Raw genomic sequence first — 18,872 nt, forward strand, 5'->3', positions numbered from 1 at the left:
CGCCACGGCCGGGGCCGCGATCCGGGCCGCCGCGCGGGCCGTGGCGTCCACCGCCGTGGCGCGGGCCGCGCGGCTCCAGCGCCGTCACCTTGCCATCCGCGCCGACCAGGAAGGCCGCGTGCAGCACGCTGTCGCCGAAGCGGCCCTGCACCGTCACCGTCTGACCCTGCGCCACCAGCGCCTCGCCGCCGCGCGGGCCGGTTTCCACCAGCGCGGTGCCGCTCGGATCGCGCAGGGTGAAGCGGCTGCCATACACCTCGGCCACCTGCCCGCGCACGCTGGTGATCGTGTCGCCCGACAGCGGCCCTGCCGTCGTCTTGGCGAGCGAGCCGATCGGCACCAGCGCCACCGGCCCCATCGCCGCCACCGGACGCGCGGCATACATCGCCCCGGCACCCACGCCGCCGCCCGCCAGCAGGCCCGCCGCGACCAGCAGGCCGATCTTCTTCGAACTGAACCGTTCCATCATCTTCGGCATCACGATGCTCCTTCTTGCTGAAGCCGGTGATAGCGGCGGGTGGCCTACCCACACTGAACCGGGCCGTTCAGCTTCGGTTGGGCGTTGGCGCCTAACCGAGATTGCGGAGGCCCGGATGCGCGTATTGCTGGTGGAAGACGACACGGCGCTGGCCGAAGAGGTGGCGCACGCGCTGCGCGCCGAGAACTTCGCGGTCGACATCGCCGCCAACGGCGAGGACGGTGCGCATCTGGGCGCGACCGAACGCTATGACGTGGCCGTGCTGGACCTTGGCCTGCCGCGCGTCGACGGGCTGACCGTGCTTTCCGGCTGGCGTGCCGCCGGGCTGACGCTGCCGGTGCTGATCCTGACGGCGCGCGACGGCTGGTCGGAAAAGGTGGCCGGCTTCAAGGCGGGGGCGGACGACTACCTCATCAAGCCGTTCCGCGTGGCCGAGCTGGTGATGCGCCTGCGCGCGCTGGTACGCCGCGCCGCTGGCCACGCCGCCACGCGGGTGACCTGCGGCCCGCTGGTGTTCGACGCGCAACTCGGCAGCTTCGAGCTGGACGGCCTGCCGCTGCGCCTGACCGCGTTCGAGTGGCGCGTGCTCTCCGTGCTGATGCTGCGCCGGGAGACGGTGGTGGAACGCGGCGAGCTGACCGAACGGGTGTACGAATATGATGCCGACGTGGACTCGAACTCGCTTGAGGTGATCGTCGGCCGACTGCGCCGCAAGATCGGCGCGGGCATGATCGAGACGGTACGCGGGCGGGGCTATTGTCTGACGGCGGGGTAGGGCTGGTCTCGCCCAAATGTTGCCATTCCTGCGACGATCGCTCGACATATAAGCTGCCTTAGTGGAGGCTCAGGCTTGGCAGAGCAGCCCAGAGGCGGGGGATTGATGATCAAGACAGTCAAGCCGGAACTCTTTTCCGGTGAGCATATCGCGTGGGAGGGGCAGCCCTATTCCGGCTTGATCCTCCGTCCAATGGAAGTTTTTTTGATCCCGTTCAGTCTCCTGTGGGGCGGTTTCGCGCTATTCTGGAATGCGAGCGTCTGGACTACAGATGCGGACGTATCATTCAAGCTGTTCGGCCTTCCCTTCTTAATTGCTGGCTTATACTTCACCGTGGGTCGGTTTGTGATCGATATGATCCTTCGGAGAAAGATGAGTTACTTCGTCACCAATAAGCGCATTATTATCGAGAGGCAGAGCGGCGGAGCAAAGATCAAGTCTGTGGACATCAGCCGACCTCCCGCCCTCGAACTTGACGAACGATCGGATGGCTCCGGCACGATTCGCTTCGGCAACTCAGGAGGATGGTTCAGTGGCAACAATTTTGGCATTTGGCAGCCGACCTTTGATCCTACACCTCAGTTCATTCGAATCCCGAATGTCCGATCTGTATATCAGTTGATTCAAAAGCAGTCGGACGCCTAACCACCAGTTCTGGACATTAGCCCGCCAGCACCAACACCACCCGCAGCCCCCCCAGCGGCGAGCGCCCCAGCGTCAGCCCCCCGCCGTGCAGTTCCGCCAGCTCGCGGGCGATGGGCAGGCCGAAGCCGTGGCCGTCGCCGCGTTCGTCCAGCCGCAAGCCGGGGACCAGCGCCTGTTCGATCGCGGGCGCGTCCAGCCCCGGGCCGTCGTCGTCGATCGTCAGGCGCACCTGCGGCCCCGCCGCCTCGGCCGACACGGTGATCCGCGCGCACGCCCATTTCCATGCGTTGTCGAGTAGGTTGCCGAGCATCTCGTCGAGATCCTGCGGATCGCATTTGGCGGTGAGCGCGGGGTCGATCGTCACCTCCGCCGCGATGCCGCGCTCCATGTGGATGCGGCCGAGCGCCGTGACCAGCCCGGCCACCGCGCTGGCCAGCGGCACCTGCGGCTGGCCAGGCGCGCCGGGCGAGGCGGCGCGCGCGCGACCGAGGTGGTGGCGGATGCCGCGATCGATCTGCGCGACGAGATCGCCGAGTGTGCCGTCCGGATCGCGCCCCGCCTCGCCCAGCCGCAGGTTGAGGGTGGCGAGCGGCGTCTTCAGGCTGTGCGCGAGGTTGGCGACATGGCCGCGCGCGCGGGCCAGCGCCGCCTCGTTCTCGTCGAGCAGGCCGTTCAGTTCGGCCACCACTTCGCGCAGTTCGGCGGGCTGGTCGTCCGGCACGCGCGCCTGCCGGCCGGCGCGCACGTCGCCGAGCGATGCCTTCAGCCGGGCGAGCGGGCGCAGCCCGATGCGCAATTGCAGCAGCGTGGCGGCGAGCAGGAACGCGCCCAGCGCGCCGAGCGACCAGAGCAGCGGCGCCACCGCCGCGCGGCGCATCCGGTCGACCACCGCGCGCGGCGCGGCGACCGTGATGGTGACGGGGCCGCCGGAGGTCGCCCGCGTGTAGCTGCGCATGTAGTGGCCGGGCAGCCCTTCCGAGCGGGGCCGCTCGCGCCGCTCGCGCATGCGGCGTTCGCGCTCCGGGGCCGGCGGGCCATCGGGCGGGCCGGGCGGCTCCGGCGGCACGATCGTCTGCGAGTTCAGCGTGCCGCCCGGGCTGTCGATGCGCCAGCCCCAGCCGCGATCGTGCTGGGTGAACGGGCCGATCTCCTCCAGCATCGCGCGGTCGATCGCGCCATCGGGGCGTACGCTACGCACCAGCAGCGCGATCTGCGCGTCCAGCCGCTCGTTCAGCCCGCGCCGGACGAAGCGATCGAGCACCTGCCCGATCGACAGGCTGGCGAACAGCAGCGCGGCGGTGGTGAACACCAGCGCCGCCAGCAGCAGCCGGCCCCGGATCGACTGAGGCAAAATCTTCATCCGCCCCCTCGGAAAGCCGCGTGCCCGATTGCGTTCGTGCAGCCGCCGTGCCTAGCAGCGCAACCCCAACCGAAACTGAACCGGGCGATTAAGCCCAGCGTCACGCCACGGTCGCTAAGGCGGGCGATATCGTTGCAACACCAGAACGTTCGGAACCCCCGATGACTCGATTCGCTCCCCTTCTCGCCGGCCTGTGCGCCTGCACGGCGATGCCGGCGCTGGCGCAAGGCGCCCCGGCCGCCGCACCCGCGCCGCAGCCCGAAACGGCGGACGAGGAATATAACGACATCGTGGTCAACGGTGGCCGGCCGGCGGGCAGCGTGATCGGCACCGCCGTGCCCGAGGTCACCTTATCGCCCGGTGACATCCGCTCGTTCGGGGTCAGCTCGCTCAGCGACCTGATCGCCGAGCTGGCGCCGCAGACGACGAGCGGGCAGGGGCGCGGCGGGGAAAGTCCGGTGGTGCTGCTGGGCGGCAAGCGCATCTCCGGCTTCGGCGAGATCCGCGACATCCCGACCGAGGCGATCCAGCGGGTCGAGATCCTGCCCGAGGAGGTGGCGCTGCGCTACGGCTACCGCCCCAACCAGAAGGTGGTGAACGTGGTGCTGCGCCGCCGCTTCCGCGCCGTTACCGCCGAGCTGGAGGGGGCGGCGCCCACCGAGGGCGGGCAGTTCAGCCCGGAGATCGACACCAGCTTCCTGCGCATCGCCGACGGCCGGCGGATGAACCTGGCGATGAAGTACGAGCGCAGCTCCGCGCTGTACGAGAGCGAGCGGGACGTGGTGCCGCAGACGCCCCGCCAGCCGTTCGACTTCACCGGCAACGTCACGTCGGCCACCGGCGGCGCACCGGTGGACGCGGGGCTGAGCGCGCTGCTCGGCCGCGCCGCCACCGTGGTGGGCGTGCCGGTGTCGGCGGCGAACGGGCGGCCGGCGCTTGGCGATTTCGTGCCCGGCACGGTGAACGTCAGCGATACCGGCGCCTATCGCACGCTGCTGCCGCAGACCGACGCGCTGACGCTGAACGGGGTGATGGCGCAGTCGATCTTCGGCAACGTCTCCGCCTCGCTCAACGGCACCTTCACCTATACCGGCAGCCAGAGCGCGCAGGGGCCGGCCAGTGCGCGCCTCGGCCTGCCGGCGGGCAGCCCTTTTTCGCCGTTCGCGGGCGATACCACGCTGTTCCGCTACCTCGGCGCGGTCGATCCGCTCGGCCAGCGCAACCGCAACCTCACCGGCCATCTCGGAACCACGCTGAACGGCGCGGTCGGCGGATGGCAATGGACCTTCACCGGCGGCTACGACCATGCCGTCAGCCGCACCCGCAGCGAGACGGGCATCGACCTCACCGGCTTCCAGGGGCTGATCGACGGGCGCGATCCGCTGGCCAACCCGTTCGGCCCGCTCACCGCCGACCAGCTCGGCGACCGCCTGATCGACCGCGCGCGCTCCGTCTCGGATATCGCCACCGCCGAGATGGTGGTGAACGGCACCCTGTTCCGCCTGCCGGCCGGCGCGGTGTCCACCACGGTCAAGCTGGGCGGTACGATGAACGACTTCCGTTCGCGCGCCACCCGCAGCGGTCTCGTCTCGCGCGCGGACCTGTCGCGTGACGACGTAAACGGGCAGGCCAGCATCGACCTGCCGATCGCCAGCCGGAAGAACGGGTTTCTCTCCGCGCTGGGCGAGCTGTCGGTGAACGTCAACGGCGCCTACGACCAGCTTTCCGATTTCGGCGGGCTGCGCACGATCGGCGCGGGGTTCAACTGGATTCCGGTCAAGCCGGTCAGCCTGATCGCCTCGATCAGCAAGGACGAGGGCGCGCCGAGCGTGCAGCAGCTCGGCAACCCGCAGGTGACGACGGTGGGCGTGCGCGTGTTCGATTACGTGCGCGGCGAGACGGTGGACATCAGCCGGCTGACCGGCGGCAACCCGCTGCTTTCCGCCGACGACCGTCGCGTGGTGAAACTGGGGCTGACGGTAAAGCCGCTGGCCGGGCAGGATCTGTCGATCACCGCCAACTACACCAACAGCCGGGTGCGCGATCCGATCGCCGCCTTCCCCACCGCCACCGCCGCGATCGAGGCGGCGTTCCCCGCCCGCTTCTCGCGCGATCCATCGGGCCGGCTGCTGGTGATCGACAGCCGGCCGATCAACTTCGCCCGGCAGGATCAGGAGGAACTGCGCTGGGGGATCAATTTCTCCAGGCAGCTCTCCACCCCGCCGCGCCCCGAGGGCGGCTTCCCGCGCGATGGCCAGCCGCCGCGCGACTGGCAGTCCAGAGACAGGCGGGGCGCAGACGGGCAGGCCGGCGGGCAGCCGCGTGACGGTCAGATGCAGGCGGGACAGGCACCGACGGGACCGGGGCAAGCGCCTGCGGGGCAGGCCGCCCAGAGCCAGCAGCAGGCCGGCGACGCGCAATCCTCGTTGCGCGAGTTGCTGCCGCCCGGCCCCGGCGGGCGCGGCACGCGGTTGCAGGCGGCGGTCTATCACACCATCCACCTGCGTGAACGGATCCTGATCTTCGAGAACGGGCCGTCGCTCGATCTGCTCAACGGCGATGCGATCGGCTCGTCCGGCGGCCAGCCGCGGCACGAGGTGCAGGGCCAGCTCGGCCTGACCCACAACGGCTTCGGCGCGCGGCTGAACGCCAGCTGGCAGAGCGGCACGACGGTGGACGGCGCGACGTCGGCACAGACGCTGCGCTTCTCCAGCCTGACGACGGTGGGGGTGCGGCTGTTCGCCAACCTCGGCCAGCAGCAGGCACTGACGGCGAAGGTGCCGTTCCTGCGCGGATCGCGGCTGAGCCTCGGCGTGACGAACCTGTTCAACCAGCGGCTGGACGTGCGCGACGTGAACGGGCTGGTGCCGGTCAGCTATCAGCCCGCCTACCTCGACCCTCTCGGGCGATCGGTGCGGATCAGCTTCCGCAAGCTGTTCTTCTGACTGGCTGGGGCGGCAGGATTCGAACCTGCGAATGGCGGCACCAAAAGCCGCTGCCTTACCACTTGGCGACGCCCCAGCATGTCCCCGGCCGGCGGGGAAGCGCGCTCCATATCGTTCCGCGCGGCCCGTGGGAAGCCTCGACGGTGGCGGGGCGAGGCGCTAGTCGGGGGGATCATCGCACGGAGAACGCATGACGATCCTGGTTACGGGCGCCGCCGGCTTCATCGGCTTCCATGTCGCCAACCGACTGCTGGCGCGGGGCGAGCGCGTGCTGGGCATCGACAGCCTCAACGATTATTATTCGGTGCCGCTGAAACGTGACCGGCTGGCCGCGATCGCCGCCGCGCATGGCGATGCCTCCCGCTTCGTGCAGGTCGATTTCGCCGATCATGTCGCGCTGGAGGCGGCGCTGGCGGGCGAGCCGATCGAGCGCATCGTGCATCTGGGCGCGCAGGCCGGGGTGCGCCACTCGATCGAGCATCCGCGCGATTACGTGCAGGCCAACCTCGTGGGCCACCTGAACATGCTGGAGGTGGCGCGCGGGCGCGGCGTGCCGATGGTCTATGCCTCCTCTTCCTCCGTGTATGGCGGCAACGAGACATCGCCGTTCCGCGTCGAGGACCGGGTGGATCGCCCGCTGTCGCTCTATGCCGCCACCAAGAAGGCGGACGAGCTGATGAGCGAGACCTACGCCCATCTCTACCGCCTGCCGCTCACGGGCCTACGCTTCTTCACCGTCTATGGCCCGTGGGGTCGGCCGGACATGGCGATGTGGCTGTTCACCGACGCGATCCTGCACGGCCGCCCGATCACCGTGTTCAACGGCGGCGACATGCGGCGCGACTTCACCTACGTCGACGATATCGTCAGCGGCATCGTGGCCGCGCTGGACAATCCGCCGCCCGACGACGGCACGGAAAAGGCGGGGGGCAGCCGCTCGCCGCACCGCCTCTACAACATCGGCAACAACCGCTCGGAGGAACTGGGCCGGCTGATCGAGATCGTCGAGGCGGCGTGCGGCCGCCCCGCCATCCGCGACTACCGGCCGATGCAACCGGGCGACGTGAAGGAGACATATGCCGATATCGGCGCGATCCAGCGCGATCTCGGCTTTGCCCCCACCACGACGATCGCCGAGGGCGTGCCGCGTTTCGTCGCGTGGTTCCGGTCGTACCACGGGGTCTAGCCCCCTTCCGCCCGTTGCGCCGGGCGGGCGGGGCTGGCAGGACAGGACATGGCCTCTCCCTCCGCATCGCCGCTGTTCCTGCGCGAGGAGGAGATACGGCGCGGCGTGGAGCTGCTCTACTTCGGCTACGGCCACCTCACCCGGGCGATCGACGAAGGGCTGGCGGCGCAGGGCCTGGGCCGGGCGCACCACCGCGCGCTCTATTTCATCGCGCGCCAGCCGGGGCTGACGGTGAGCGCGCTGCTGGCGCTGCTCGGCATCACCAAGCAGTCGCTCGGCCGGGTGCTCGGTGATCTGTCCACGCGCGAGCTGGTGGAGGTGAAGCCCGGCGCGCAGGATCGCCGCCAGCGCCTGCTACGGCTGACGCCGGCCGGCACCGCGCTGGAGGCATCGCTGTTCGAGGGATTGCGCGAGCGGATGGGCCATGCCTATGCCGAGGCGGGGCAGGGATCGGTCGCCGGTTTCTGGACGGTGCTGGAAGGGCTGATCCCGCCCGGCGAACGCGCCCGCGTGGCAGGCCTGCGGGGGTGATCCCTGCCGGGCGAAGGGGAGATGGAAGATGGCAGAGATCGACGGGTTCGCGGTAAAGACGATCGACGGCGCGGATGCCTCGATCGGCGACCATGCCGGCAAGGTGCGGCTGATCGTGAACACCGCCAGCAAGTGCGGCTTCACCCCGCAATATGAGGGGCTGGAGAAGCTGCACGAGGATTATGCCGCGCGCGGGCTGGCCGTGCTGGGCTTCCCCTGCGACCAGTTCGGCGGGCAGGAACCGGGCGACGCGGCCGAGATCGCCAACTTCTGTTCGCTGAAATACGACGTGAAGTTCCCCTTGTTCGCCAAGCTGGAGGTGAACGGTGACGGCGCCCATCCGCTGTTCCGTTACCTCAAGCACGAGGCCAAGGGGCTGCTGGGCAGCGAGGCGATCAAGTGGAACTTCACCAAGTTCCTGATCGACCGCGACGGCCATGTCGTCGCCCGCTACGCCCCGACGACCAAGCCCGAGGCGCTGCGGGGGGATATCGAGAAGTTGTTGTAGAGGATGAGCGTCCGGTAACGCCCACTTGCGGACCTTCCGCTTGGTTGACAGGCTGCCGACATGACGATCCTGTTTATCGAGGCCGACGAGCCACTCCTCATGTTCTCTTCCGTCGAGATGGCTGAACAGTATCTGGAAGCGGTCGATGTTCGTAGCGGCGTCTACAAGCGAGCCTTCGGTCAAGCTGGTGAACTTTTCTCAATCGAGGCAGAGAGTGAAATCGTCGTTATTCGCGCTACCGAACAGCCAGCCGATCCGGACGGCCTATGTGAGCTTCTTCGACGTTCATTACATGGAGTTGGTGAGGCGTTTTTACCGGATGCCGATCTTCCCACGTTAGTTGCTGCTGTCGAAGCGCGCTGGACAAAGCGTCAACGCTTCGCCACCGCCATATCTCGGTGGGGCTGCATAGTCGCGGTCTTCATGTTGGTCGGACTGGGCGTGTTTATTTAGACGTGAGATGAGGGCTGCTTTCCACCAACCCTAGCCGTCCACCATCCCCGCATACTCCGGATGCGTCTCGATGAAGTGGCGCACGAAGCTGCATTGCGGCACCACTCGGCCCCCCGCAGCGCGCGCCAGATCGAGCGCGCCCTGTACCAGCCGCCCGCCGATGCCCTGCCCGGACAGCGCCTCCGGCACCTCGGTGTGGGTGAAGATCAGCCGGTCGCCGTCGCGCTGGTAGGCGGCGAAGGCGGTGGTGCCATCCATGTCCAGCACGAAGCGGCCGGCGGCGGGGTCGTCGCGGACGGCGTTCATGCGGCGGCGCCGGCAAGGCGGGTGGCCATCGCCTCGTTGCGCTGGCTCGTCGCCAGCAGGGCGGGGGTGTTGCCGGCGGCATCGATCGCGGAGGGGTCGGCGCCCGCCGCCAGCAGCATGTCCACCTGTGCGGTGCGATCGAACATCGCGGCCATCATCAGCGCGGTCTGCCCGGCGAGGTTGCGCTGGTCTACCGTCGCGCCCGCCGCCAGAAGCTGTGCGGCTACCGCGTCATAGCCCTTGAACGCCACCCCCATCAGCGCGGTGTTGCCGCGCCCGGCATCGCCGCGATCGGGGTCCGCGCCGTGCGCCAGCAGCACCGCCACCGCCTCCTCGTGGCCGTGATAGGCGGCGAGGATCAGCGGCGTATGACCCTTGGCATCCTGCGCCTCGATCCGTGCGCCGTAGGTGAGCAGCGCGCCGATCACGTCGGCCCGGCCCTCGCGCGCGGCGTCGAACAGCAATTCCTGCATCCGCTCGGGGCTGGGCAGGGGGGGCGGGGCGGTGTCGGTCATGGCATTCTCCTGGGCCTATCAACGGTGGCGCCCGCGGATCGTTGCCGTCAGTCCGGGATCGGCCCGACCGAGAGGATCTCGATCGCGTCGGCCTGTCCGGCGAAGTCCACCCGGTCGCCGGCGCCGGCGCCGATCAGCACGCGGGCAAGCGGCGCGGTAAAGGCGAGGCGACCATGCGCGGGGTCGGCCTCGTCATGCCCGACGATATCGACGGTCGCCTCGATGCCCCCGCGACGGTAGACGATGCGCGAGGCGAAGCCGGCTTCCTCGCCCTCGGCGGGCGGGGTGGGCCGTGCGCTCGCCTGCCGTGCCCGCCAGTAGCGCAGGTCGCGCCTGAGTTCGGTCAGGCGCGCCTCGTCGCTTTCCACCGCGAGCGCCGCGTCCAGCGCGGCGACGCGCGCCACGATCAGCGCCAGCCCGCGCGGCGTCACCAGATTGGGGCCGGGCGGGATCGGCAGTTCGAACCGGGGTTCGAGATGTTCCTCGTCACTCTCGCGACGAAAGGCGACGCTCATGCGGCAGGCTCCTTGGCAGCGCCCCATATGGGGTGTGCGGGGGCGCCGGAGAAGCGCCGTCGCTTTTCGGCGTATTCGTCCCCCCGCGATCGTTCGGGTCGCCGCCGTGGCGCCACCGCCCGGCCTGTCACGATGCGATGCGGGCTTGTTCCGGCGACAGGCGGCCCCCACGTGGCGGCACCCTGTTTCCGAGAGGACCGATTCACGATGTCGCCACGCCCCCTGATGCTGCTCGCGCCCATGCTGATTGCGGTTGCGGCACCGCTGCCGGCCGCACCGTCGAAGGCGCCGCCGGCCAAGGCCGCCCCGGTCGCCGGTGACGTCACCCGCGCGCAGATGCTGAAGGAGGTGAACGGCGTGTTCGACGTGGCCGATACCGACAAGGACGGTTTCATGAGCCGCGCCGAATTCCGCGTGCGGATGGGGGCGGTACTGAACCGCACGCCGCCCGGCACCGCCGGCGCACCGAGCAAGCCGGAGGCACAAGCGATGCTCGACGCGGCCGATGCGGCCTTCAAGCGGGTCGACAGCGATGGCGACGGCAAGCTGAGCCGGGCGGAGGCGACCAAGCGCCCGCTCGCCGCGTTCGACATGATGGACGCGAACCACGACGGCATCCTGACGGTCGCCGAAAAGGCCGCCGCCCGTAGCCGCGAGACGGACGTGCCGGCGGGCAAGGCGATCGTGAAGGTGCCCCCCGCCGCACGCTAGGGCCAGGCCTCGCCGGTCGTTCAGGCCGGCGGCTTGCGCAGCGCCTTGCGCGCGGCGCGACGGTTGCGGGCGCGGCGGAAAAGGCCGCGCTTGCCCAGCGCCTCGAACATCTCCTCCGGCCCTTCGGGGTCCAGCACCTCGTTGTCCGCCAGCCACGTCTCGACCGCGCTCAGGTCGGGTATCTCATAGGGTTCCAGCGTGCGGCCCGATCCGCGCAGCGCCTCGATCGTGGCGATGATCGAACCGCTCGCGTCGATGCGCCGGGCGACTTCGTCCGGCGCCACATCCAGATGCTCGGCGATCAGGCCGTCGCGGATCGCGCGGATCGCTGGGCGGCATGCGCCGTTGGCCGAGCAGGCGCGCTCGATCGTCACGTCGCATTCGGTATCGAGCCGCAGCGAACGGTTGTTCATGTTCGAGGAGCCGACGCGGAGCATCTCCTCGTCGACGATCATGATCTTGGCGTGGACGTAGATCGGCTCCCCGCCCTTCGTCACCGGATGATACAGCCGCAGCCTTTTGTGCGGGTCGCGCCGGCGCAGCGCCTCGAACAGGCGGGCGCGGGCGCTGTCCATCGCGATCGGCTCCAGCCAGCCGTTGGCGGTCAGCGGGTTGACGATCACGATCTCCGGCCCGTCCGGCTCGTCCAGCCGGCGGGCGATGGCCTCGGCGATGCGGCGCGAGGCGAAATACTGGCTTTCGGCATAGATGAACCGCCGCGCCGCGCCGATCATGTCGAGGTACAGTCGCTCGATCTCGCGGATCGGTTCAAGGTCGGGCAGCGTCGGGCGCGAGCGCGAGATGGCGATGTCGACATCGCGGAACTGCGGATCGAGGCTGGGTGGCCACACGTCGTCCGATGCTTCGATCGGGGCCAGCGTGCCGCCCCCCGAGATGCGCCAGCGATCGCGCGCCAGTTCGCCCAGCCGGGCGGCGGCCGGGCCTTCGATCGCGGTGGTGGCATCGTGCCACGGCGGATAGGGCTTGCCGTTGGGGCGTTTGCGCTGCGGCTCGTCGTCGCAGTGGTGGCGGGTGTCCCAGCGATCCCCGGTCATGTCGATGCCGCCGCAAAAGGCGAAGCTGTCGTCGATCACCACGATCTTCTGGTGATGCGAGGCGCCGGGCGGATGCGCGCCGTCCAGCCGGGTGTGAATGCGCTTGTGCCGCATCCACTTGAGGAAGGTGAAGATGGTGGTGCCGCGAAACAACGTGCGGATCGCGCCCAGATCCCACCGCAGCAGATACACCTCCAGCGCGGGGTTGCGCTCCACCAGCCACAGGATCAGCGGGCCGATCTCGTCGGGGGCGGAAGGATCGCCCTTTTCCCCGCCCAGCCGGATGCGGCCGTCGAAATCCCAGCCGATCAGCATGATCCGCTGCTCGGCGCGCATCATGGCGGCGCGGGCGGCGGCGAAATAGTCATCGGCATCGATCACCACGGCGGCGCGGGTCGCGCGGTCGACGGACCAGACATTCTCGCCGGGCACGAGGATGCTGGCGGCGGCGGCGGCGGGATCGTGGTCGCTCATCCGGCCCGCTTTCTAGCGGTTTGCGCTGGCTGGCAAGCGTCGGGCGGGGGCGGTGCGGGTTTCACCATCCATGCGCCTGCGAGAGCGCCGACACGGGGCCGCCCCGTCGGCGTCGTGCCGCTTAAGCGCTTGCCATCCGGCCCTTTGCCGACGCATGGCGGCGCGGATGCCCCGGCCCCGCGCCGGGCGGCGTCATGCCAATAAGGAGGAACCGGCATGAATCACAGCGATCTGATCGATACCATCGCCACGGGCGAGGGCGTTACCAAGGCCGATGCCAAGAAGCTCGTCGAGGGTGTGTTCGCAGCGATCGTCGATGCGGCCGCCAAGGACGGCGAAGTCTCGATCAACGGCTTCGGCAAGTTCCGCGTGACCGACAGCCCCGAGCGCGACGGCCGCAACCCGGCCACCGGCGAGGCGATGAAGATCAAGGCGTCCAAGCGCTTCGCCTTCACCGCGTCGAAGACGCTCAAGGACAAGCTGAACGGCTGATCCTGATTGGCCGGGGCAGGGTCGATCCGGTCGCACCGGGTCGATCGCTCCGGTCATTCGGTGTGAGGTGTTTTCACGCGTGCGGGTGATCCCGCCGGCCTCGAGAACACGTCGGGCCGATCATCGGCATGATGAGCGAGCCCGGCCCGGCGACGGTGCCGGGCTCGTTCCGTTCGGGGGCCGGCCGCGGTGCGTGCCGGCCGGTCAGCCGTCGATCCGTCGCACCAGATCCAGTACCGGTCCGGCGTGCTCCTGCCGGCAGATGAGCAGGTCGGGCAGATAGACGTCGGCCCGGTTGTAGAGCAGCGGGCTGCCATCCATCCGCGAGCAGTGCAGCCCGTGGGCCAGCGCGACAGCGACCGGGGCGGCCGAGTCCCATTCGTACTGCCCGCCCGAATGCAGGTAGATATCCGCCTCGCCGCGCACGATCGCCATCGCCTTGGCGCCGGCCGATCCCATCGGCACCAGTTCGGCATCGAGCTGCCCGGCCACCGCCACTGCTTCCTTCGCCGGGCGGGAGCGGCTGACGACCATCCGCAGCCGGTCGGGCGCGGGCGGCACCGCCACCGGCCGGTCGGTGCGCAGCACCACGCCCAGCCCCGGCAGCGCCACCGCGCCGACCGTCGCCACGCCGTCGATCGCCAGGCCGACGTGAACCGCCCAGTCGTCGCGCGCCTCGCCGTACTCACGCGTGCCGTCCACCGGATCGACGATCCACACCCGGCGCTTGTCGAGCCGCGCGGGGCCGTCCTTCTCTTCCTCGGAGAGCAGTCCGTCGTCCGGGCGCTGTTCGCGCAGCGCATGGACGAGGAACTGGTTGGCGGTCTGGTCCCCCGCCTTGCCCAGCGCCTTCGCCCCGAACAGGCCGGCCTCGCGCACCGTCAGCAGCAGGCGGCCGGCGATGTCGGCCAGATGCGCCGCCAGCGCCGCGTCCTCGGCCATCAGCGTATCGCTCACGGGATGATCCGGGCGATGATGGCGTCGGCGGCTTCCTCGGGCGTCATCGCGGTCGTGTCGATGCGGATCTCGGGATCCTGCGGCGCCTCGTAGGGGCTGTCGATGCCGGTGAAGTTGGCCAGCTTGCCGGCGCGTGCCTTGGCGTACAGCCCCTTCACGTCGCGCGCCTCTGCTTCGGCCAGCGGCGTATCGATATGCACCTCGATGAACTCGCCCGGCGCCATCATCGCCCGCACCATCTCGCGTTCGGCGCGGAACGGCGAGATGAAGGCGGTGACGACGATCAGCCCGGCATCGGTCATCAGTTTCGCCACCTCGCCCACGCGGCGGATGTTCTCCACCCGGTCGGCATCGGTGAAGCCCAGGTCCTTGTTCAGCCCGTGGCGCACGTTGTCGCCGTCCAGCAGCAGGGTGTGGCGGTTCATCCGCACCAGCTTGCGCTCGACGATGTTGGCGATCGTCGACTTGCCCGCGCCCGACAGCCCGGTGAACCACAGCACCGCCGGCTTCTGGTTCTTCAGGTCGGCGTGCTTCTCGCGCGTCACCTCGGTGGCCTGCCAGTGGACGTTCTGCGCCCGGCGCAGGCTGAAGTGGATCATCCCCGCCGCCACCGTGGCGTTGCTGATCTTGTCGATCAGGATGAACCCGCCGAGCGCGCGATTGTCCGCATAGGGCTCGAACACCAGCGGCCTGTCGGTGGACAGGTTGGCGACGCCGATCGCGTTCAGCTCCAGCGTGCGGGCCGCCAGATGCTCCATCGTGTTGACGTTGACCTGATATTTGGGCGCCTGCAGCGTCGCCGTCACCGTCTGCGATGCCAGTTTCAGCCAATAGGAGCGGCCGGGCAGCATCGCCTCCTCGGCCATCCACACGATCGTCGTCTCGAACTGGTCGGCCACCTGCGGCGGATCGCCCGCCACGGCCAGCACGTCGCCGCGCGAGCAGTCGATCTCGTCGGCCAGCGTCAGCGTGACGGACTGGCCGGCCACCGCCTCGTCCAGCTCGCCGGACCCATCGGCCCCGGGCATCGTGACGATGCGGGCGATGGCGGAGGTCTTGCCCGAGGGCAGCACACGCACCGCATCGCCCGGCTTCACCGTGCCGGACGATATCAGCCCGGAGAAGCCGCGGAAATCGAGGTTCGGGCGGTTGACCCACTGGACGGCCATGCGGAACGGGCGGTCCTGCTCGGCGGTCACGTCCAGCTCGACCGTCTCCAGATGCGCCATCAGCGTCGGGCCGGCATACCACGGCGTGTTCGCGCTGCGGGTGGTGATGTTGTCGCCCTTGAAGCCGGAGATCGGTATCGCGGTGAAGGCGGTGATGCCGATGCCGGCGGCGAAGGCGGCGTAATCGGCGACGATCGCGTCGTAGCGCGCCCGATCGTAGTCGATCAGGTCCATCTTGTTCACCGCCAGCACCAGATTGCGGATGCCGATCAGGTGGGCGAGGTAGCTGTGCCGCCGCGTTTGCGTCAGCACGCCCTTGCGCGCATCGATCAGGATCACGGCGAGATCGGCGGTGGAGGCGCCCGTCACCATGTTGCGGGTATACTGCTCGTGCCCCGGCGTGTCGGCGACGATGAACTTGCGCTTCTCGGTGGAGAAGAAGCGGTAGGCGACGTCGATGGTGATGCCCTGCTCGCGCTCGGCGGCGAGGCCATCCACCAGCAGCGCGAAGTCGATCTCGCCGCCCTGCGTGCCGACGCGCTTGCTGTCCGCCTCCAGCGTGGCGAGCTGATCCTCGAAGATCATCTTGCTGTCGTACAGCAGGCGGCCGATCAGCGTGGACTTGCCGTCGTCCACCGAGCCGCAGGTGATGAAGCGCAGCAGGCTCTTGTGCTGGTGCTGCGCCAGATAGGCGTCGATATCCTCGGCGATCAGGGATTCGACCTGATAGGCGCTGTCGCTGTCGACGAGCGTGGCGGTGCCGGCGGTGGGTGTCGTGATGGCGCTCATGTCAGGCTACCTCGTCATGCCGGGCTTCGGGCATCCACCGCGCGGCGGGCGGCGCGGTGCGGGGAAAAGGGGGGACCCCGGAACCGGTCCGGGGCGACGTCTGGAAGGGATCGCGGGCGCGCGTCAGAAGTAGCCTTCCTGCTTCTTCTTCTCCATGCCGGCGCCGCCCGCGTCCTTGTCAATCGCGCGGCCCTGCCGTTCGGACGTGGTGGTCAGCAGCATCTCCTGGATCACCGCCGACAGCGTGTCCGCCTCGCTCTCCACGGCTCCGGTCAGCGGGTAGCAACCCAGCGTGCGGAAGCGGATCGAGCGATCGACCGGCACCTCGCCGGGGGCCAGCGGAAAGCGGTCGTCGTCTACCATCACCAGCATCCCGTCACGCTCCACGGTGGGGCGTTTCGCGGCGAAATACAGCGGCACGATCGGCACGTCGTTGAGCTGGATGTACTGCCAGATGTCCAGCTCGGTCCAGTTGGAGATCGGGAAGATCCTGATGCTCTCGCCCCTGGCCTTCCTGGCGTTGTAGAGGTTCCACAATTCGGGCCGCTGGTTCTTCGGATCCCAGCCGTGGTTGGCGGAGCGGAACGAGAAGATGCGCTCCTTGGCGCGGCTCTTCTCCTCGTCGCGGCGGGCGCCGCCGAAGGCCGCGTCGAAGCCGTATTTGTTCAGCGCCTGCTTCAGCCCCTCGGTCTTCCACATGTCGGTGTGGAGCGCGCCGTGGTCGAACGGGTTGATCCCGCGCTCGATCGCTTCCGGGTTCTGATAGACGAGCAGTTCCATGCCCGCCTCGCGCGCCGCGCGCTCGCGCAGCTCGTACATCGCCCTGAACTTCCACGTCGTATCGACATGCAGCAGCGGGAACGGGGGGGGCGACGGATAGAAGGCCTTGCGCGCCAGATGCAGCATTACCGCCGAGTCCTTGCCCACCGAATACAGCATCACCGGCTTTTCGGTTTCCGACACGACCTCACGCATGATGTGGATGCTTTCGGCTTCCAGCCGTTCCAGATGCGTAAGGGTTCGGGACATGGCGCCTTTTCCGATCTTCCAATAGCGGCCGGCTCTGGCGCAGGCTGCCGGACCGGGCAACTTTGTTTTCCTGTCGCCGGCTCAAGTTCAGCTAGGCCGCCTCGCGCCCGGGCGGTCGGGGCGGTCGGGGCGGACGGGAGATACCCGCCGCCCCGACCGCGCGTTCGCTCAGACGCGCTCGAACACCGCGGCGATGCCCTGCCCGCCGCCGATGCACATCGTGGCGAGGCCGTAGCGCCCGCCGGTGCGGGCCAGCTCGTACACCAGCTTGGTGGCGAGGATCGCGCCGGTCGCGCCGATCGGATGGCCGAGCGAGATGCCGCTGCCGTTCACGTTCAGCTTGGCCGGATCGAAGCCGAGCTCCTTGGCGACGGCGCATGCCTGCGCCGCGAACGCCTCGTTGGCCTCGATCACGTCGATGTCGGCGATCGTCAGCCCGGCCTTCTTGAGCACGGCCTTCACCGCCGACACCGGGCCGATGCCCATGATCTTCGGCTCCACCCCGGTGTTCGCATAGGCGACCAGCCGGGCGAGCGGCTTCAGCCCCTTGGCCTTCACCGCCTCGCCGCTGGCCAGCACGACCGCCGAGGCGCCGTCGTTGATGCCGGAGGCATTGCCGGCGGTGACCGAGCCGTTCTCCGCACGGAACACCGGCTTCAGCCTGGCGAAATCCTCCGCCTTGGCGTCGGCGCGGACATGCTCGTCGGTATCGAACGGCACCTTCTTGCCGCGCACCTTCACCTCGACCGGCAGGATCTGGTCCTTGAACCGCCCCTCGGCGATCGCGGCGGCCGCGCGCTGGTGGCTGCGCAGCGCCAGCGCGTCCTGGTCCTCGCGCGTCACGTCATACTTGTCGGCGACGTTCTCGGCGGTCACGCCCATGTGGATGCGGTCGAACGGATCGGTCAGCCCGCCCAGCAGCGCGTCCTGCATCGTGGCGTCGCCCAGCTTGTGGCCGAAACGCATGCCGGGCACGAAGAAGGGCGCCTTGCTCATCACCTCGACACCGCCGGCGACGGCCACGTCATAGTCGCCGAGCATGATGCCCTGCGCCGCCGTGACGATGGCCTGCAGGCCCGATCCGCACAGCCGGTTCACCGACAGCGCCGGCGTTTCCACCGGCAGGCCCCCGTTCACGCCGGCGATGCGGGCGAGATAGGCGTCGCTCGGCTCGCTCGGCACCACCTGCCCGAACACGATCTGGCCGACGTCGGCCGGATCGACCTTTGCGCGCGACAGCGCCTCCTTCACCACCAGCGTGGCGAGCGCGGCCGGCGGCTGATCCTTCAGCGCGCCGCCGAACGTGCCGATTGCGGTACGGACGGCCGAAACGAGATACACGTCATTCATGGTATTTCCTTTCCAGATCGCGATCGCGCGCATCTGCAGCCATTACGATGGGCGAAAGCTGGCCGCTCCCACCCGACTTCCACCTTGCCTCGCCGGCCAAGCCGGCCCGGCCGGCTTTCGCCGCCGCCCGCCGGCATGACCCGCGCCCTCGATGCACCCGTCTTGCCGGTCTCCCGCCGGTGCCGTGATCGCGGGCCGCCGCATCGGCGACGGACCACGGCATGGCGGTCGGCGTCTGTCCGCGCGTCGTCTCGTCGCGACGGTCGGGCCAGACGGTCGGGCTTTATGTTGTGATGCCGGCCGCCGATTGCCAGCGGCAGGCGCCACGGCCCGCGCCGGTCGCGATCCGGCCGGGGCTTTGTGGCCACCCTGCCCCCGGCCGGTGCGACGGCTGTTCTAACGGCGGCCGTTTGCGGCGGCGTGCCCGGCTTGTCCAGCCCCCGGCCGGGTCCGGCCTTTGCGACGCGGGCGGTGCCGCGCTACACCGGGCCGGAGAGACGCCGGCATGCGTTTCGCACAGGAGCCGCCGATGACCATCTTCACCCCGCCGACGATCGAGCAGCGCTTCGTGCTGGCGCAGGTGGCGGGCGTGGGTGGGGGGCAGGGCGATGGCCCGGACGCTGTGGACG

The 18,872-nt window shown here is 69.3% G+C and carries 19 protein-coding genes and 1 tRNA gene; 9 read left to right on the forward strand and 11 right to left on the reverse strand.

Features of this window, described 5'->3' with window-relative positions; all coding sequences use genetic code 11:
- Positions 1-478, reverse strand: a 478-nt coding sequence (locus tag FOY91_RS16185; RefSeq protein ID WP_145154241.1) for a hypothetical protein, incomplete at its 3' end; no start/stop codon positions are given.
- Positions 479-593: 115 nt separating this feature from the next.
- Between FOY91_RS16185 and FOY91_RS16190 the strand changes: the two genes are divergently transcribed.
- Entirely contained in the window at positions 594-1,253 is a 660-nt protein-coding gene (locus FOY91_RS16190; RefSeq protein WP_145154243.1) for a response regulator, read from the forward strand.
- 105 nt (positions 1,254-1,358) lie between these two features.
- The gene (locus FOY91_RS16195) at positions 1,359-1,898 is read left to right on the forward strand and encodes a PH domain-containing protein (RefSeq protein WP_145154245.1); all 540 of its coding nucleotides are present in this window, start codon (positions 1,359-1,361) and stop codon (positions 1,896-1,898) included.
- Positions 1,899-1,914: 16 nt separating this feature from the next.
- Here the strand turns inward: FOY91_RS16195 and FOY91_RS16200 are convergent, their stop codons facing one another.
- Positions 1,915-3,258 carry a sensor histidine kinase gene (locus FOY91_RS16200; RefSeq protein WP_145154247.1) on the reverse strand — a complete coding sequence of 448 codons (1,344 nt, stop codon included), beginning with the start codon at positions 3,256-3,258 and terminating at the stop codon, positions 1,915-1,917.
- Positions 3,259-3,419: 161 nt separating this feature from the next.
- Between FOY91_RS16200 and FOY91_RS16205 the strand changes: the two genes are divergently transcribed.
- Complete coding sequence (locus FOY91_RS16205) at positions 3,420-6,203, forward strand: TonB-dependent receptor (RefSeq protein ID WP_145154249.1); 2,784 nt, start codon at positions 3,420-3,422, stop codon at positions 6,201-6,203.
- Position 6,204: 1 nt separating this feature from the next.
- On the opposite strand, the gene FOY91_RS16210 is transcribed toward FOY91_RS16205, so the two are convergent.
- Positions 6,205-6,279 (reverse strand) — tRNA-Gln (locus FOY91_RS16210).
- A gap of 114 nt (positions 6,280-6,393) precedes the next feature.
- On the opposite strand from FOY91_RS16210, the gene FOY91_RS16215 reads away from it, so the two are divergent.
- From FOY91_RS16215 to FOY91_RS16230, 4 genes are read left to right on the forward strand one after another with little or no spacing between them, the layout of a single operon-like run.
- Positions 6,394-7,389: an NAD-dependent epimerase/dehydratase family protein gene (locus FOY91_RS16215; protein ID WP_145154251.1), complete on the forward strand. Its 996-nt coding sequence runs from the start codon at positions 6,394-6,396 to the stop codon at positions 7,387-7,389.
- Between the two features lie 48 nt (positions 7,390-7,437).
- Positions 7,438-7,920 (forward strand): MarR family winged helix-turn-helix transcriptional regulator, encoded by a 483-nt coding sequence (locus FOY91_RS16220; protein WP_145154253.1) that lies wholly within the window; start codon positions 7,438-7,440, stop codon positions 7,918-7,920.
- A 28-nt stretch (positions 7,921-7,948) separates the two neighbouring features.
- Positions 7,949-8,428, forward strand: a complete 480-nt coding sequence (locus FOY91_RS16225) for a glutathione peroxidase (protein WP_145154254.1) — start codon at positions 7,949-7,951, stop codon at positions 8,426-8,428.
- A gap of 60 nt (positions 8,429-8,488) precedes the next feature.
- A complete protein-coding gene (locus tag FOY91_RS16230; protein WP_145154256.1) occupies positions 8,489-8,881 on the forward strand; it encodes a hypothetical protein in 393 nt (130 codons plus the stop codon).
- Positions 8,882-8,911: 30 nt separating this feature from the next.
- On the opposite strand, the gene FOY91_RS16235 is transcribed toward FOY91_RS16230, so the two are convergent.
- From FOY91_RS16235 to FOY91_RS16245, 3 genes are read right to left on the reverse strand one after another with little or no spacing between them, the layout of a single operon-like run.
- The gene (locus FOY91_RS16235) at positions 8,912-9,187 is read right to left on the reverse strand and encodes a GNAT family N-acetyltransferase (RefSeq protein WP_145154258.1); all 276 of its coding nucleotides are present in this window, start codon (positions 9,185-9,187) and stop codon (positions 8,912-8,914) included.
- The gene (locus tag FOY91_RS16240; RefSeq protein WP_145154261.1) at positions 9,184-9,702 is read right to left on the reverse strand and encodes an ankyrin repeat domain-containing protein; all 519 of its coding nucleotides are present in this window, start codon (positions 9,700-9,702) and stop codon (positions 9,184-9,186) included. The genes FOY91_RS16235 and FOY91_RS16240 overlap by 4 nt, the downstream gene beginning before the upstream one ends.
- Before the next feature lie 47 nt (positions 9,703-9,749).
- Positions 9,750-10,217: a GreA/GreB family elongation factor gene (locus FOY91_RS16245; RefSeq protein WP_145154263.1), complete on the reverse strand. Its 468-nt coding sequence runs from the start codon at positions 10,215-10,217 to the stop codon at positions 9,750-9,752.
- Positions 10,218-10,424: 207 nt separating this feature from the next.
- On the opposite strand from FOY91_RS16245, the gene FOY91_RS16250 reads away from it, so the two are divergent.
- The gene (locus tag FOY91_RS16250) at positions 10,425-10,928 is read left to right on the forward strand and encodes an EF-hand domain-containing protein (RefSeq protein WP_162527255.1); all 504 of its coding nucleotides are present in this window, start codon (positions 10,425-10,427) and stop codon (positions 10,926-10,928) included.
- Positions 10,929-10,948: 20 nt separating this feature from the next.
- Here FOY91_RS16250 and FOY91_RS16255 read toward each other — a convergent pair whose 3' ends face one another.
- A complete protein-coding gene (locus FOY91_RS16255; protein ID WP_145154267.1) occupies positions 10,949-12,457 on the reverse strand; it encodes a phospholipase D-like domain-containing protein in 1,509 nt (502 codons plus the stop codon).
- 216 nt (positions 12,458-12,673) lie between these two features.
- Here FOY91_RS16255 and FOY91_RS16260 point away from each other — a divergent pair, with 216 nt between their 5' ends.
- Positions 12,674-12,949: an HU family DNA-binding protein gene (locus tag FOY91_RS16260; protein WP_145154269.1), complete on the forward strand. Its 276-nt coding sequence runs from the start codon at positions 12,674-12,676 to the stop codon at positions 12,947-12,949.
- 204 nt (positions 12,950-13,153) lie between these two features.
- On the opposite strand, the gene FOY91_RS16265 is transcribed toward FOY91_RS16260, so the two are convergent.
- From FOY91_RS16265 to bktB, 4 genes are all read right to left on the reverse strand, one after another.
- On the reverse strand, positions 13,154-13,891 hold the full coding sequence (locus FOY91_RS16265; protein ID WP_145154277.1) for a 3'(2'),5'-bisphosphate nucleotidase CysQ: 738 nt from the start codon (positions 13,889-13,891) through the stop codon (positions 13,154-13,156).
- Between the two features lie 11 nt (positions 13,892-13,902).
- Complete coding sequence (gene cysN, locus FOY91_RS16270; protein ID WP_145154271.1) at positions 13,903-15,864, reverse strand: sulfate adenylyltransferase subunit CysN; 1,962 nt, start codon at positions 15,862-15,864, stop codon at positions 13,903-13,905.
- A gap of 123 nt (positions 15,865-15,987) precedes the next feature.
- On the reverse strand, positions 15,988-16,893 hold the full coding sequence (cysD, locus tag FOY91_RS16275; RefSeq protein ID WP_145154273.1) for a sulfate adenylyltransferase subunit CysD: 906 nt from the start codon (positions 16,891-16,893) through the stop codon (positions 15,988-15,990).
- Positions 16,894-17,061: 168 nt separating this feature from the next.
- A complete protein-coding gene (bktB, locus tag FOY91_RS16280) occupies positions 17,062-18,243 on the reverse strand; it encodes a beta-ketothiolase BktB (protein ID WP_145154275.1) in 1,182 nt (393 codons plus the stop codon).
- Positions 18,244-18,872: the final 629 nt, after the last annotated feature.

The organism is Alterirhizorhabdus solaris (assembly GCF_007785815.1).
Taxonomy (GTDB): Bacteria; Pseudomonadota; Alphaproteobacteria; order Sphingomonadales; family Sphingomonadaceae; genus Alterirhizorhabdus; species Alterirhizorhabdus solaris.

Bases quoted from the DNA above. Each gene is read 5' to 3' on its own strand.
- FOY91_RS16190 (WP_145154243.1), top strand. From the start codon at position 594: ATGCGCGTATTGCTGGTGGAAGACGACACGGCGCTGGCCGAAGAGGTG.
- FOY91_RS16195 (WP_145154245.1), top strand. From the start codon at position 1,359: ATGATCAAGACAGTCAAGCCGGAACTCTTTTCCGGTGAGCATATCGCG.
- FOY91_RS16200 (WP_145154247.1), bottom strand. From the start codon at position 3,258: ATGAAGATTTTGCCTCAGTCGATCCGGGGCCGGCTGCTGCTGGCGGCG.
- FOY91_RS16205 (WP_145154249.1), top strand. From the start codon at position 3,420: ATGACTCGATTCGCTCCCCTTCTCGCCGGCCTGTGCGCCTGCACGGCG.
- FOY91_RS16215 (WP_145154251.1), top strand. From the start codon at position 6,394: ATGACGATCCTGGTTACGGGCGCCGCCGGCTTCATCGGCTTCCATGTC.
- FOY91_RS16220 (WP_145154253.1), top strand. From the start codon at position 7,438: ATGGCCTCTCCCTCCGCATCGCCGCTGTTCCTGCGCGAGGAGGAGATA.
- FOY91_RS16225 (WP_145154254.1), top strand. From the start codon at position 7,949: ATGGCAGAGATCGACGGGTTCGCGGTAAAGACGATCGACGGCGCGGAT.
- FOY91_RS16230 (WP_145154256.1), top strand. From the start codon at position 8,489: ATGACGATCCTGTTTATCGAGGCCGACGAGCCACTCCTCATGTTCTCT.
- FOY91_RS16235 (WP_145154258.1), bottom strand. From the start codon at position 9,187: ATGAACGCCGTCCGCGACGACCCCGCCGCCGGCCGCTTCGTGCTGGAC.
- FOY91_RS16240 (WP_145154261.1), bottom strand. From the start codon at position 9,702: ATGACCGACACCGCCCCGCCCCCCCTGCCCAGCCCCGAGCGGATGCAG.
- FOY91_RS16245 (WP_145154263.1), bottom strand. From the start codon at position 10,217: ATGAGCGTCGCCTTTCGTCGCGAGAGTGACGAGGAACATCTCGAACCC.
- FOY91_RS16250 (WP_162527255.1), top strand. From the start codon at position 10,425: ATGTCGCCACGCCCCCTGATGCTGCTCGCGCCCATGCTGATTGCGGTT.
- FOY91_RS16255 (WP_145154267.1), bottom strand. From the start codon at position 12,457: ATGAGCGACCACGATCCCGCCGCCGCCGCCGCCAGCATCCTCGTGCCC.
- FOY91_RS16260 (WP_145154269.1), top strand. From the start codon at position 12,674: ATGAATCACAGCGATCTGATCGATACCATCGCCACGGGCGAGGGCGTT.
- FOY91_RS16265 (WP_145154277.1), bottom strand. From the start codon at position 13,891: ATGGCCGAGGACGCGGCGCTGGCGGCGCATCTGGCCGACATCGCCGGC.
- cysN (WP_145154271.1), bottom strand. From the start codon at position 15,864: ATGAGCGCCATCACGACACCCACCGCCGGCACCGCCACGCTCGTCGAC.
- cysD (WP_145154273.1), bottom strand. From the start codon at position 16,893: ATGTCCCGAACCCTTACGCATCTGGAACGGCTGGAAGCCGAAAGCATC.
- bktB (WP_145154275.1), bottom strand. From the start codon at position 18,243: ATGAATGACGTGTATCTCGTTTCGGCCGTCCGTACCGCAATCGGCACG.